The organism is uncultured Schumannella sp. (genome assembly GCF_905479755.1).
Taxonomy (GTDB): Bacteria; Actinomycetota; Actinomycetes; order Actinomycetales; family Microbacteriaceae; genus DCRR01.
Map to the genome: position 1 here is coordinate 36,247 of NZ_CAJQNT010000037.1, position 14,319 is coordinate 50,565.

Annotated in this window: 10 protein-coding genes and 4 tRNA genes; 11 read left to right on the forward strand and 3 right to left on the reverse strand. The window is 66.4% G+C overall.

What is annotated here, in order from left to right; genetic code table 11:
- Positions 1-1,185 carry a Na+/H+ antiporter NhaA gene (locus tag QZ258_RS10290; RefSeq protein ID WP_294181247.1) on the reverse strand — a complete coding sequence of 395 codons (1,185 nt, stop codon included), beginning with the start codon at positions 1,183-1,185 and terminating at the stop codon, positions 1-3.
- Positions 1,186-1,452: 267 nt separating this feature from the next.
- Here QZ258_RS10290 and QZ258_RS10295 point away from each other — a divergent pair, with 267 nt between their 5' ends.
- From QZ258_RS10295 to QZ258_RS10305, 3 genes are all read left to right on the forward strand, one after another.
- On the forward strand, positions 1,453-2,673 hold the full coding sequence (locus QZ258_RS10295; RefSeq protein WP_294181248.1) for an ammonium transporter: 1,221 nt from the start codon (positions 1,453-1,455) through the stop codon (positions 2,671-2,673).
- A gap of 142 nt (positions 2,674-2,815) precedes the next feature.
- Complete coding sequence (locus tag QZ258_RS10300) at positions 2,816-3,844, forward strand: hypothetical protein (RefSeq protein ID WP_294181249.1); 1,029 nt, start codon at positions 2,816-2,818, stop codon at positions 3,842-3,844.
- Complete coding sequence (locus tag QZ258_RS10305; RefSeq protein WP_294181251.1) at positions 3,796-4,569, forward strand: YqjF family protein; 774 nt, start codon at positions 3,796-3,798, stop codon at positions 4,567-4,569. The genes QZ258_RS10300 and QZ258_RS10305 overlap by 49 nt, the downstream gene beginning before the upstream one ends.
- 31 nt (positions 4,570-4,600) lie before the next feature.
- On the opposite strand, the gene QZ258_RS10310 is transcribed toward QZ258_RS10305, so the two are convergent.
- Together QZ258_RS10310 and QZ258_RS10315 are read right to left on the reverse strand one after the other, a co-directional pair.
- Positions 4,601-5,248 carry a leucine-rich repeat domain-containing protein gene (locus QZ258_RS10310; RefSeq protein WP_294181253.1) on the reverse strand — a complete coding sequence of 216 codons (648 nt, stop codon included), beginning with the start codon at positions 5,246-5,248 and terminating at the stop codon, positions 4,601-4,603.
- Positions 5,249-5,368: 120 nt separating this feature from the next.
- Positions 5,369-5,441, reverse strand: a tRNA-Val gene (locus QZ258_RS10315).
- A gap of 132 nt (positions 5,442-5,573) precedes the next feature.
- Here QZ258_RS10315 and QZ258_RS10320 point away from each other — a divergent pair.
- The 8 genes from QZ258_RS10320 to thrS all read left to right on the forward strand — a co-directional run.
- A tRNA-Gly gene (locus QZ258_RS10320) sits at positions 5,574-5,645 on the forward strand.
- A gap of 54 nt (positions 5,646-5,699) precedes the next feature.
- Positions 5,700-5,770, forward strand: a tRNA-Cys gene (locus QZ258_RS10325).
- 34 nt (positions 5,771-5,804) lie between these two features.
- Positions 5,805-5,879 (forward strand) — tRNA-Val (locus tag QZ258_RS10330).
- 110 nt (positions 5,880-5,989) lie between these two features.
- Positions 5,990-7,891, forward strand: a complete 1,902-nt coding sequence (locus QZ258_RS10335; protein WP_294181255.1) for a glycosyltransferase family 2 protein — start codon at positions 5,990-5,992, stop codon at positions 7,889-7,891.
- The gene (locus QZ258_RS10340) at positions 7,888-9,060 is read left to right on the forward strand and encodes a hypothetical protein (protein WP_294181257.1); all 1,173 of its coding nucleotides are present in this window, start codon (positions 7,888-7,890) and stop codon (positions 9,058-9,060) included. The genes QZ258_RS10335 and QZ258_RS10340 overlap by 4 nt, the downstream gene beginning before the upstream one ends.
- A gap of 79 nt (positions 9,061-9,139) precedes the next feature.
- Positions 9,140-11,038: a glycosyltransferase gene (locus QZ258_RS10345; RefSeq protein WP_294181260.1), complete on the forward strand. Its 1,899-nt coding sequence runs from the start codon at positions 9,140-9,142 to the stop codon at positions 11,036-11,038.
- Positions 11,035-12,210 (forward strand): hypothetical protein, encoded by a 1,176-nt coding sequence (locus QZ258_RS10350; RefSeq protein ID WP_294181262.1) that lies wholly within the window; start codon positions 11,035-11,037, stop codon positions 12,208-12,210. Before QZ258_RS10345 ends, QZ258_RS10350 begins: the two co-directional genes overlap by 4 nt.
- Positions 12,211-12,268: 58 nt before the next feature.
- Positions 12,269-14,319, forward strand: a 2,051-nt coding sequence (thrS, locus tag QZ258_RS10355) for a threonine--tRNA ligase (RefSeq protein ID WP_294181265.1), incomplete at its 3' end; no start/stop codon positions are given.

The following is a 14,319-nucleotide window of genomic DNA, read 5'->3' on the forward strand; positions in this document are numbered from 1 at the left end:
TCAGGCGACCGGGTTCTCTTCGGCTTCCTCCTCGACGAGCGTGTGGCTCGCCCGGTGCTGACGCACGCGCACGACCGTGATGATCACGCCGATGATGATCGAGAAGAGCGAGCCGCCGAGCACGGCGAGGGTGCCCTCGGCCGCGACCTCGGGAACCGACTCGAACGCGAGTTCGTTCATCAAGAGCGAGACGGTGAAGCCGATCCCGCCGAGAGATGCGACGACGAGCACATCGCCGATCGACAGCGCGTTCGCGCGTTCGCGCTTGGGAGCGAGTTGGCGTGCGATCAAAGCCCCCGCCGTGATGCCGACGAGCTTTCCGACCGGAAGGGCGATCAGGATGCCCCAGAACACCGGGTTGAGTTCGTCGACGCCGACATCGGGGATCAGCACGATCGAGGCGACGAGCGCGAACAGCGGCAGCACGAGGGCGTTCGTCCACGGCTCGAGACCACGGCGCGTCGGTTCGGCGGCGCCGGGTGTCATCACGAGTCCGAGCGCGACGCCGGCGACCGTGGGGTGAATACCCGAGTGGTACACGAGCACCCAGGTGACGAGCCCGATCAGGATCATCGCGGCGATGACGAGGGGGGCGCGCTTGCTGCGCACGCGGAAACTCAGCCAGCCGAAGAGCAGGACCAGGGGGACGGCGCCGATGAGGGCGAGCGGCTGAAGATCCGTCGTGAAGAAGAACGCGATGATCAGGATCGCAATCAGGTCGTCGATGACCGCGAGGGCCAAGAGCATCGCGCGCACGCGCGACGGCAACCCGCGGCCGACGAGCGCGAGCACGCCGAGGGCAAAGGCGATGTCGGTGGCGGTGGGGATCGGCCAGCCCACGGCGTAGACCGGGTCGGTGACGATCAGGAGGAAGACGAGCGAGGGAACCAGCACGCCGCCGACCGCCGCGACCATCGGAATGAGGGCCTTGCGGCGCGAGTCGAGTTCACCGTGCGTCAGCTCGTGGCGCAGTTCGATCGCCGCCACGAAGAAGAAGACGGCGAGCAGTCCGTCTTTCACCCAGTGGCTGACCGAGAGATCGAGGCCAAGGAACGGGATGGCCAGATGGAAGTCGCGAATCGCGACGGCGGCATCCCCGAAGACGGAATTCGCGACCACGAGACCGACGAAGGCGGCAATGACGAGCAGAAAAGCGGCAACGCGTTCGGAACGCAACAACGACACAGAGAACCTCGAAAGTAGTCAAAGACGGACGAAAACCGTTCAGGTCGAGTCTAGAAGCTCTCCTTGGTGGTTTTTTGGGGCGAATCCGGGGTGCCCCGAAATGTGATGTTTACATCCACCGCACGCGCGTAACGCTCCCGAAACATTGAGACAGCGCCGGTGAAACCTCGCGCCGACAAACTGACGACGTACCTGCGGAGTGCCCCCGACTCCCTGAGCGACTGATCCAAGGGTGCATCCATTGCAAATTGAGAGGTAACGACAAATATGGATAGCGGTAATACAGCCTGGCTGATTGCAGCCACAGCACTCGTGCTTTTCATGACGCCCGGTGTCGCGTTCTTCTACGGCGGACTCGTTAAGGCCAAGAGCGTTGTCAGCATGATGATGATGAGCTTCGGTGCCATGGGCCTCATCGCCGTTCTGTGGATTCTCTACGGAGCGAACATGTCGGCCATCGGCGAGGGCGACTCGCCGTTCCTCGCGGGCAACCCGTTCGCGGACTTCGGTCTGGGTAGCGCGGACAGCGACACGCTGCTCGGCGCGACCTTCGGTGCGACCTTCGCGATCATCACCGTGGCGCTCATCTCGGGTGCCATTGCGGACCGTGCGAAGTTCGGTTCGTGGATGATCTTCGCGGGCATCTGGGCCACCCTCGTCTACTTCCCGGTTGCGGCCTGGGTGTGGGGCGGCGGCTGGATCATGAACCTCGGTTCTGACCTGGGCCTCGACGTCGGCGTCATCGACTACGCCGGTGGTACTGCGGTGCACATCAACGCGGGTGCGGCGGCTCTGGCCCTCGCCCTCGTCCTGGGCAAGCGCGTGAACTTCCAGAAGGGTGCTCACAAGCCGCACAACGTGCCGCTGACGCTCCTCGGCGCGTCGATCCTGTGGTTCGGCTGGTTCGGCTTCAACGCCGGCGCTGAGGGCCTGGGTGCTCTCGGTGGCGAGACCGTTGTCGGCCTGATCGTGATCAACACGCTCGGTGCGACCGCGGCGGCCATCCTCGGATGGGCCATCGTCGAGAAGATCAAGGACGGCAAGGCGACCTCGGTCGGCGCTGCCTCGGGTGCGGTTGCTGGCCTCGTTGCCATCACCCCCGCGTGCGCCAACCTCGACCCGATCTGGGCCCTCGTGCTCGGTGTGGTCGCTGGTGCGGTCTGCGCCCTGGCCGTTGAGCTCAAGTGGAAGCTCGGCTTCGACGACTCGCTCGACGTCGTCGGCATCCACCTCGTCGGTGGCCTCATCGGAACGCTGTACCTGGGCTTCTTCGCTCAGGGCACCGGCCTCTTCCTCGGTGGTGACGCGAGCCAGCTCCTGGTTCAGTTCATCGCTGCTGTGGGCGTCCTGGTGTTCTCCTTCGTCGTCGCCTACATCGTGGGCTTCGCGATCGAGAAGACCATCGGCTTCCGCATCAAGAACGAGGACGAGATCGCTGGCGTCGACACCGTGGTTCACGGTGAAGAGGGCTACGCGATCGCCGAGTAATTCCGGCTCCTTCTGGTGGGGCGTCATTCCTTCGGGGGTGGCGCCCCACACTCGTTGCGGAGCGCGCCGCTGACGGGAGCGCGCCGTATGCGCAAGACTGCATCCGACGGATTCGGACTGGGACCGAGGAGTCTGGCACGACATGAGTGGGATCACCTTGTTGGGCGCGCTCGGCGCGCTCGGCGCCTCGATTTCGATCGTGGTGCTCGCGGGGCGAGAGCGGGGCATCCGCGCGTTTCGCGGCGCGCTGCTTGCCGCAGCGGGCGGCGGCGTGATCACGGTGTCTCTCGGCCTCAGCTTCGGTCTCAGCGACCTCGGCTATCTGCTCGGCGTCGTCATGTTCGCCGTTCCCGTCGCGCTGCTGATCGAACTCGCGGCCATCGCCGCGGGGGCGGATCGGCTCGCTCGCTGGGTGCTCGTCGTCACGTGGGGGCTGGTGGTGTTTCCCGTCGCGGCTCTGGTGCCCCTCGGCGTGGTCGCCGCGTGCGCGGCGCCCGAGTGCGTCGTCGAGGACTTCGGCGGCTCCCTGCCGTTGTTCGTGTCGGCGTCGGCGTTCCTCGTGCTGACCTGGATCTCACCGGTGCTGCCGGAGGCGCTTCGCGCCGAGAGCCCCGCGCGTCTCGCGGCGGCGCTCGCCCTGGCCAGCGGCGGTTTTCTGCTGTGGCTCGTGCACCTCGAAGGTGCACTCGATGCGTACGTCTGGCGCATTCTCGCCGCGGGCGTTCTCGCTCCGGTCGCCTCGATCGCCGGCTGGGTCATCGTGGACCGCCTTCGCGGTAGCCGGATGACGGCCGTCCGCATTCTCGCGGGCGGCGTCGCCGCGGGAATGGTCGCGATTTCGCCGGGAGCGGTCAGCGTGCACTTCCCGTGGACCGTCATCGTCGGCCTGCTCGCCGGGGTGACGGCCGCGGTCATCCACTCCTCGAAGGCGCTGGCCGAGGCTGGCGAGGTCGCGCGCTGGGCGCTCGCCCTGCTCGGCGCCGCCGCGATCGGTTTTCTCGCCCCGCCGATCTCGGGCGACGCCGTCGGCATCGTGTTCTCGGCGCGGATCGCGGGGCTGACGATGCCGGTGCTGTCCTTTTTGGCGGTGACGGTGTTCGCGATCGTCGCCTCGACACCCGCGTGGTTGCTGCTGCGGCGGCACGCGATGGCACGCGCCACCACGCCGTGAGCGAGGCGGAGCCGCTGTCGGTCTCGGCACCGCCGCTTCTCGGGCGGGTGCTCGCCTCGCAACGGTGGAGTGAACTGTGTTTCCTGCACTGGCGCGTCGACGCGGACCTCGTCGCGCCGCTGCTGCCGCCGGGACTTCGACCGGACGAGTGCGAGGGGAGCTCGTGGGTGGGGGTGATCCCGTTCTTCCTCGACCGCGCGACGCTGTGGGGGAGTCCACCGATTCCGTACGTCGGCGCCTTCGCCGAGATCAATGTGCGACTGTATGCCGTCGACGCCGAAGGCCGTCGCGGGGTCGTCTTCCGGTCGCTGGAGGCCTCGCGGCTGCTCGCCGTGCTGGCCGCTCGGGCGAGTTTCTCGCTGCCGTACTTCTGGGCGCGCACCGAGTTGCGCGTCGAGGGTGATGAACGAGCGGCGTCGTCGCGGCGGCATGGTTCGGGTACGTCGCACCGCATGCGCCTGCGGGTGGGCGAGCGGATCGAACCGCGGGAGCTCGAGGTCTTTCTCACGGCCCGCTGGGGCATGTTCGTGCGCCGGTTCGGGCGCACGCTGTTCGTTCCCAACGAGCACGAGCCGTGGGCCCTCCACCGCGCGGAACTGCTCGATCTCGACGACGGACTGCTGGCGGCGGCCGGATTCCCGGGGCTGGCGGACACTCCGCCCGACTCGGTGCTGTGGTCGCCCGGCGTGACGACGCGATTCGGGAGCCCACGCCGCGTCGCGTGATCGGCGCGCGGGCGCAGCTACCGCCGAGCGCTCAGGCGCGACCCAAGTACTGCACGTCCAGGTTGGTCAGCCCCGCCAGAGGGGCGAGGTCGGGAGTCCCTGACCTGGCCAGTCGGAGTGACCGCAGGCTCGCGATCGCTGCCAGCGGGGCGAGATCGTTGACAAGGGTGTTGTACAGGCTGAGCGTTGCCAACTGCGTGCATGCTGCCAGCGGTGTGAGGTCTCTCACGTTCGTGTAGTCCAACTTGAGGTCGACCAGATTCGTCATCCCGGCGAGCGGGGTGAGGTCGGAGACGCTGGTGTTGGTCAAGTCGAGCTTCTTGATGCTCGACAGCCCGGACAGCACGCTGACGTCGAAGACGTTGGTCTTCCAGACGGAGAGGGTGTGGAGCGCCGTCATCCCCGAGAGCGGAGCGAGGTCGGAGACACGGTTCTCGGAGAGGTACAGCACCCTCATGTTTGTCAGCCCCGTCAGAGGGGCGAGGTCGGTGACCAGGGTGTCCACGAGAAGTAGCGTCCTCAAGTGGGTCAATCCCGCGAGCGGCGACAGGTCTGAGACGCGGGTATCACTCAGGTCGAGGGTGTCGAGCCCGGTCATCCCGGCCAACGGTGTGAGATCAAGAATGCCGGTGCCCGACAGGTCGAGTCGCGTGACCGACCGAGCGTCGTCGGAGCTCACGGGGGTGGAATCTTCTCGCCCCAACGCCTGGTTGATCGCAAGCCGCAATTCCGGGTCGTGGACGTGCCCAAGCTGCGGACTCACCATGGTCTCCCCGGCGCGTGTGCGGTGCAGTGTGAGTGGGCGATACCGGACTCGAACCGATGACCTCTTCCGTGTGAAGGAAGCGCGCTACCAACTGCGCCAATCGCCCAGAGCCATGAGTTTAGCGCACGGTGGAGACGGGTTTGACCCGCCATTCTGGCCAGACACGCGGATGTTGTCACCGGTTTGGAGACTCGACCCAGAATCGACTACAGTCATGTGAGCACGAGCAATCGTGCATGCGGATGTGGCGCAGTGGTAGCGCATCACCTTGCCAAGGTGAGGGTCGCGAGTTCGAATCTCGTCATCCGCTCGAGTGAAGTCTCACGGTTCGCCGGGTCCCCGAGGTCTGGGGAGCCGCACACCTGGTGGCGTGGCCGAGAGGCGAGGCAGCGGCCTGCAAAGCCGTCCACACGGGTTCGAATCCCGTCGCCACCTCACTCAACCGCACGGAATCCTTCGGGAGACCAACGGGCGATTGGCGCAGCGGTAGCGCGCTTCCCTGACACGGAAGAGGTCACTGGTTCGATCCCAGTATCGCCCACCACAGAAACCCCTGGAATTCCGGGGGTTTTTCCTTTCGGCCGTGACCCCCACGTGCGCGCCCCGCACTTGGGGCACTTGTCCTTTGGGCGCTGAGGGCAGACGATGGGTTCTATGGCACGGGGAGCGGTGCCGGGGGATGTGGTGCCTGACTACGAGCGGGTGCTGCGTGATTCCGGACTTTTGACGGATGAGCAGCTGGCGGAGGCGCAGCGCGCCTCGGCGCGCACGGGCACCGAACTGGACGAAGTTCTCGTCAGTCTCGGATTCGTGACGGACGCCGTGTTGCGCAGCGTGCTCGCGCGCGAATGGGTGTTGCCCGTCATCGACGTGCGCACCACGACGCGCGACGAGGAGTTCATTCGGCAGTGGTCGGGTCAACAGATGCTCGCCGAGCACTGGATGCCGTTGCGGCGCAACGTCGACGGCAGCGTCGTCGTCGCGACGTCGCGCCCGGTCGACGACGCCCGCCGCGCGTACATCTCCAACGTCGTCGGTGCCCCGGTCGAATTCGGGGCCGCGACCCAATGGGACCTGCGACACCTGGCGCTCGAGGTGTACCGTCACGAGATCGCTGACGAAGCAGCCAACGACCTGTTCCGCCAGAATCCGGTGCTCTCCGCTCGCGTTGTCTTCTCCCGCGGCCAGAAAATCGGATTCGTCGCCTTGGCGATCGTCTCGATTGTGGCGCTCATTCTGTGGCCGGTTGCGCTGGTGATCACCGCCATCACGATCATCAGCCTCGTCTTCCTGGCCGGCACGGTTTTCAAGTTCCGTGTCGCGATGCGTGGGGCCAAGTACGACGTCGTCGAACGCGTGACGCGCAGTCAGGTCGAGGCGTTGGCGGATGACGAACTCCCGCGCTACACCGTGCTCGTGCCCGTGTTCCGCGAGGCCAACATCGTCGGTCAATTGGTCGAGAACCTCGGGGCGATCGACTACCCCGCCGAAAAGCTGGAGGTGCTGATCCTCATCGAAGAGGAGGACACCCTCACGCGGGATGCGCTGCAGTCGGCGTCGCCGCCGGCGAACTTCCGGGTGATCACGGTGCCGCGCGGGACACCGCAGACCAAGCCGCGTGCCTGCAACGTGGGGCTCTACTTCGCGACCGGCGAGTACCTCGTCATCTACGACGCGGAGGACACCCCGGATCCCGATCAGCTCAAGAAGGCCGTCGTCGGCTTCCAGCGCGGCGGCGAACGACTGGTCTGCATTCAAGCCTCACTGAACTACTTCAACGCCAACGAGAACGCGCTGACGCGCATGTTCACGCTCGAGTACAGCTATTGGTTCGACTACATGCTCGCGGGGCTCGACGCGCTCGACCTGCCCATTCCGCTCGGCGGGACATCGAACCACTTCCGCACCTCCGCGCTGCAGGAGGTCGGGGGGTGGGACCCATACAACGTCACGGAGGATGCGGATCTCGGCATCCGCGCGAGCGCGCTCGGATACCGGGTGGGCGTCGTGAACTCCACGACGATGGAAGAGGCGAACACCTCGATTCCGAACTTCATCCGTCAGCGCAGCCGCTGGATCAAGGGCTACATGCAGACGACGCTCGTCCACGCCCGTCGGCCGGTCGCACTCATCCGCGAGATCGGTCTTCGCCGCTTCCTGGCGTTCGCGCTGCTGATCGGGGGCACGCCCGCGACGTTCCTCGGAGTCATCCCGCTCTACATCGTGACGTTCTTCACGATCGTGGTGCCCGCGCCCGAGCTCGGCCAATACTTCCCGGTCTGGCTGCTGTGGCTCGCCCTTGTCAACTTTGTGATCGGCAACTCCGTCATGATCTACCTCTCGATGATGGGGCCGTTCAAGCGCGGAACCTACGACCTCCTGTTGTGGGCGATCGTGAACCCGCTGTACTGGGTGTTGCACTCGATCGCCGCCTACAAGGGGCTGTGGCAGTTGGTGACGCGCCCGCACTACTGGGAGAAGACGGAGCACGGTCTCACCGCCCAGACCTCGACTCATGCGCCGAGCGAGCGCCCCGTGACAGGACAGACCGCATGAGCGTCATCGAAGCGCCGGCGTCGAGTCACGCCGAGCAGCGCGTCCCGCGTCGCCGGCTCGACCCATTCCCGGGCGATCGTCTCGTGCGCTGGGGAACCCGATTGGCGCTGGCGATTCCGACGCTCTGGGTGGGGTGGCGAGCCGAAACCGGTTCGACCGACGAGCTCAACACGCCGAATCAGCAGCTGATCGATCACCTGGCCGGGATCGACTGGACGCGCGCCGACATCGCGTGGGTCGGCGAGATCTTCCCCCCGGTGTCGACCCTGATCGCTGCCGTCGTGCCCGGCGGCCGAACCGGTCTCGCGATCGTCGGCGCGCTCATCGCGGGCATCTTCTTGCAGAAGGTGCTCGAGATCATGGTGCAGCGTCGCGTTCCGGTCTCGACGACCGTGATCCTATTGATGGCGCTCTCGGTCAACCCCCTGTTCGCCTACACGGCGACGCAGAACATTGCCGCGTTCCTCGGACTCGCCTTCTTCGGGCTGGGGATCGCCGATGTGCTCAGGTTCGTGGTGTGGGGCAACACTCAGGCGGGGTTCCGCGCCGGAATGCTCCTGATGCTCGCCACGCTGTCCGATCTCAGCGGGCTGCTCTACGTGCTCACGGCAGCGATGGCGGCCCCGTTCCTGCGCCTCGGGCGGGGGCATTCGCCCGGCGCACGGCGCGCCAACGTCACGGTCGTCGTGTTTCCCACTCTCGCCGCCGTCGGTTCCCTGCTCTTTTTGAACTGGGTCTTCACCGGCAACACCCTCGGCACGGTGGGCACGCGGACACTGGCGGGTTCACTCGAGCGTTGGGAGTCCCTCCCCGAGCTGTACTCGACGCTCAACGGCTGGCTCCTCATCGCCCCGGTGCTGAGCGCCTGGCTTGTCGCGCTCATCGTGCGACGTCCGGGATCCATCATCGTGGCGACTCTGGTCTTCGTCGCGATCAACATCGCCTACGTGGGCGGGCTGCTGCCGACGGGCTCCGCGGGGAACACCTTCATCGTGATGACGCTGCTGGCGATCTCGCTCGTCCCGACCGCGCGATCGCCGCTGACGGTCATTCTGATCGACGCGGTTGCGGTGCTTCAGATCGTGATCGCCTGGCTCGCCGCGTTCAACCGCACCTCGGTGCTGGAGTGGATGAATTCCCTGGGAAACCCGCTGCTCGGCCTCTTCTAGCCGACTGAGCGGCGCTCAGCATGAGGGCGCGCCGGGGCAGAACTTGCTGTTCACCCCTCGCGTACAAAATGATGACCCCATGGCATATGGCGCGGTCCCCGACGCCGACGCTGTTGCCCTCGAGCAGCTGCTGCTGGATGCGGGACTGATCACGAAACAGCAGGTGGGAATCGCGCGTGCCGCGACGGCGCGAACCGGGGCTCCGTTCGACGAGGTCCTGGTGAGTCTCGGACTGGTCTCGGACCGCGTCCTGCGGAGCGTGCTCGCGCGCGATTGGGGGCTTCCCGTGCTCGATCTCGCCGTCACCCGGCGAGACGAGGACTACATCCGCCAGTGGTCGGGGCAGAAGTTCCTCGCCCAGCATTGGATGCCCGTCCGACGCAACGACGACGGCACCGTCGTGGTCGCCACCTCGCGACGCGTGACGCCGGCGCGACGCGCCCTGATCGCGGCCGAAGTGGGAGCTGCGGTCGAGTTCGGGGCGGTCAGCCAGTGGGACCTGCGGCAGTTCGCCCTCAACGTCTACCGCGCCGAGATCGCCGATGAGGCCGCCAACGGGTTGTTTCGACGTTCCCCGCTGCTTTCGGCCAAGACGGTGTTCTCGCGCGGTCAGACGGCCGGGTTCGTGCTGCTGGGGCTCGCGGTGGCCGCCGCCGCGGTGTTCTGGCCGGTGCAGACCGCGGGCGCGCTCGTCACGGCGATGAGCCTGGTCTTCCTCGTCGGGACCGTGTTTCGCTACGTGGTGGCCGTGCGAGGAGCTCGCTTCGACATGGTGGAGCGCGTGACCGACGCCGATGTCGCAGAACTCCGCGAGCGCGCCCTGCCGCGATACACCGTGTTGGTGCCGCTTTACGCCGACGGCCACCTCGTCGATCGACTGGTCTCGAACCTGTCGCGCCTTGACTACCCGCCGGAGAAGCTCGAGGTCTTGTTCTTGGTCGAGGAAGCCGACACCGCGACCGCTGACGCGATTCGGGCGGCCCGCCCCCCGGCGAACTTCCGAGTGATCACGATCCCGCCCGGCGAACCCCAGACGAAACCCCGCGCCCTCAACGTGGGTTTGTTCTTCGCGACGGGGGAGTACCTGGTCATTTTCGATGCCCAGGATTCACCGGACCGCGACCAACTCAAGAAGGCGGTGATCGCGTTCCGGCGCGGCGACGCGCGTCTGGTGTGCGTCCAGGCCTCGCTCACGAATTTCAACTCGAGCGAGAACACCCTGACTCGGCTGTCCACGCTCGAAAGCAGCTCCTGGTTCGACTACGTGCTCGCGGGTCTTGACGCCCTCGATCTGCCGATGCCGCTCGGGGGCACCTCGAATCACTTCCGCACTGCCGCGTTGGTCGAACTCGGGGGCTGGGATCCGCACAACATGACGGAAGACGCCGACCTGGGAATCCGCGCCAAGGCGCTGGGACACCAGGTGGGGCTCATCAACTCGGCCACCGAAGACGAGGCCATCACGTCGGTCGCGGTCTTCGTGCGGCAACGCACGCGCTGGCTCAAGGGCTATATGCAAACGGCGCTTCTGCACGCGCGTCGCCCGCGGGAGCTCATCGCGAAGATCGGGCTCCGTCGATTCGCCGCGTTCGCCGTCTTGATCGGGGGAACGCCGCTGACGTTTCTGGCGGTCATCCCCTTGTGGATCGCATCGGTGGCGACGCTGCTCACCCCCTCGGCCGAATTGGCGGAGCTGTTCCCGGTGGGTCTGCTCTGGATGTCCTTCCTCAACTTCGTCATCGGCAATTCGGCACTCGTCTATCTCGCGATGATGGGGCCCTACAAGCGCGGGCAGTTCGATGTCATCTTCACGTCGCTGCTGTATCCGTTCTACGTGCTCGTGTTGTCCCTGGCCGCCTACCGCGCGCTTGCACAGCTGTTCACGAAGCCGCACTACTGGGAGAAGACCCAACGCGGAGTCAGTCGCGTCGCGCCCGATGTGACGAGCGTCCGCACCTACGAGGTGGGGGGACTGTGACCGCCGCGACCGCGCCGGCGCGTCAAGCCCATCGCCGGCGCGCCCCGCTGGGGCGTCTCGACCCGTTCCCGCGCGACGGGCTGATGCGGTGGGGGATGCGCTTTCTGTTCGCCCTGCCGGGGCTGTTCGTCACGTGGCGCGCCTCGGCGGGCGCTGTCGACGTGCTCGACACTCCGAATCAACAGGTACTCGACCATGTCGCGACGCTCGACTGGAGCGGCACCGACGTGGCATGGGTCGGCGACATCTTCCCGCCGCTGTCGACGCTGCTCATCGCCGCGATCCCCGGCGGACGTCTGGGCCTGGCCATCGTGGGCTCACTGCTCGCCGGCGTCATGGTGCAGAAGGTGCTGGAGATCATGCTTCAGCGCGGATTCCCGAAGTCGACCGCGATCATTCTCACGATCGCGCTCGCGGGGAATCCGCTGTTCACGTACACCGTGACCGAGAATCTCCCGGCGTTCCTCGGTCTGGCGTTCTTCTCCTTCGGAATTGCGGAGATCGTGCGATTCGTCGCCTGGCGCAACACGCAGTCGGGATTCCGCGCGGGTCTCTTCCTGATGCTCGCCACCCTGTCCGACCTGAGCGGTGTGCTCTACGTTCTGGTGGTGGTGGTGGTGGCGGCGTTCCTGCGACTGGGACGATCAGAGCAACCCGGTGCGCGCGCGGCGAACCTGCTGGTGATCGTCTATCCGACCGTGGCGGCGATCACCGCGCTGCTGCTGGTGAATGTGATGTTCGTCGGCAATCCGCTCGGCGAGCTCGCGACAAGAATCACGACCGGCTCGCTCGAGCGTCTCGCCTCGCTACCAGCCGTCTACAGCGAGCTCAACGGCTGGCTGTTGTTCGCCCCGGTGGCAAGTGCCTGGCTCGTCGCGATCATTGTCTGGCGCCCGGCATCGATCCTCGTGTCCACCATGGTGTTCGTCGCGATCAATGCCGCATACGTGTGGGGTCTGCTGCCGGACGGCTCGGCCGGCAACACCTTCATCATCATGACCCTGATGGCGATCGCCTTTATTCCGATGGCGCGGGGACCGGTGACCGCACGCCTGGTGGATCTCGTCGCGCTCGGGCAGATCGGAATCGCCTGGGCGGCGGCCTTCAACCGCGAGATCGTGCTCGAATGGTGGACCTCGCTCGGAACTCCCCTCCTCAGCCTCATCCTCTGAGGAGCCGGGCGGGGCAGCGGTGAACCGAGTGCGACGCACGCGGAACTAAGATCGACGGGTGAGCACTCAGTCCGGTTTTGACCTGTTTCCTGACCGATCCGTCGTGGCGCTGCGCGTCAACGGCGAACTGCGGGACAAGGCGACGACGGTCACCCCGGAGGACGTGGTCGAGCCGGTCGAGATCGGCTCGGACGACGGCCTGAACATCCTGCGTCACTCGGCGGCGCACGTGCTCGCTCAGGCGGTCCAGCGGATCAACCCCGAAGCGAAGCTCGGCATCGGCCCGCCGGTCACCGACGGCTTCTACTACGACTTCGACGTCGCCGCCCCCTTCACCCCGGAGGACATGAAGGCGATCGAGAAGCAGATGGCGTCGATCATCCGCGAGGGCCAGCGCTTCGTGCGTCGCGTCGTCACGGAAGACGAGGCGCGCGCGGAACTCGCTGACGAGCCCTACAAGCTCGAGCTGATCGGCCTCAAGGGGGCCGCCGCATCGGGAAACGACGGCGAATCGGTCGAGGTCGGCGGCGCGGAACTCACGATCTACGACAACGTCGCCAAGGACGGCACGGTTGCCTGGAAGGACCTGTGCCGCGGACCGCACGTGCCGAACGTCGGCGCGATCGGAACCGGCTTTTCCCTCATGCGGATCGCCGCCGCGTATTGGCGCGGCTCGGAGAAGAATCCGCAGCTGCAACGCATCTATGGCACCGCGTGGCCGAGCAAGGAGGAGCTCCGGGCGTACCTCGAGCGACTCGAGGAGGCGGCGAAGCGCGACCACCGCAAGCTCGGCAAAGAGCTCGACCTGTTCTCGTTCCCGGAGGAGATCGGCTCCGGCCTGAGCGTCTGGCACCCGAAGGGCGGCATCATCCGCCAGACGATCGAACAGCACGCCCTGCGCCGCCACCGAGAGGCGGGCTACACCTACGTCTACACCCCGCACATCTCCAAGGCCGACCTGTTCCTCCAGTCGAACCACCTGGTCACCTACAAGGACGGCATGTTCCCGCCGATCCACATGGATGAGGAGCGCGACGCCGAGGGCCACATCATCAAGCAGGGCTCGGACTACTACCTGAAGCCGATGAACTGCCCGATGCACATCCTGATCTACAAGGAGCGCGCGCGCAGCTATCGGGATCTGCCGATGCGGCTCGCCGAGAACGGCACCGTCTACCGCAACGAGCTCTCGGGCGCGCTGCACGGTCTCACGCGCGTGCGCGGGTTCACTCAGGACGACTCGCACCTCTTCGTCACCCCCGACCAGCTCGAGGGTGAGGTCAGCAAGGTTCTCGACTTCGTCATCTCGATGCTGCGGGACTTCGGACTCACCGACTTCGAGCTGGAACTGTCGATGCGCGACGACGAGAAGTCGAAGTGGATCGGCTCGGACGAGTTCTGGGAGTCGTCGACGCAGGCGCTGCGCAGCGTCGCCCAGGCCAGTGGTCTGAAGCTCACTGAGGTTCCCGGCGAGGCGGCGTTCTACGGGCCGAAGATCGACCTCAAGACGCGCGACGCGATCGGGCGCACCTGGCAGCTGTCGACCGTGCAGGTCGACCCGAACCTGCCCGAGCGCTTCGAGCTGGAGTTCACCGACCGCGACGGGCAGAAGAAGCGCCCGATCATGATCCACCGCGCTCTCTTCGGCTCGATCGAGCGGTTCTTCGCGATCCTGCTTGAGCACTACGCCGGCGTGTTCCCGGCGTGGCTGGCTCCCGTGCAGGTCATCGGCATTCCGGTGGCGGAGGAGTTCGCTGACTACCTCGGCGACATCATCGATCGCCTTCGCGTTGACGGCGTGCGCGCCGAGCTCGACGCGAGCGACGATCGCATGCAGAAGAAGATCCGCAACGCGACGACCGCGAAGATCCCGTTCCAGCTGATCGCCGGGGCGCAGGACCGCGACGCGGGCACCGGGGTCGTCTGCCTCGACGACGTGGGTGCCAACACCATCGGCGGCAGCGCGGCCGGCGCCCGCAACTACTTCTGCGGTCTGAACGGCGTGATCCTGCGCTCCAGTGGCGACGGCAGCGTCATCCGCAACAACGTCTTCGGGGCCCGCCCCGACGGCTCCGCCGGCGAGGTCCTCGGCGCCCAAGTCCAGGTCGA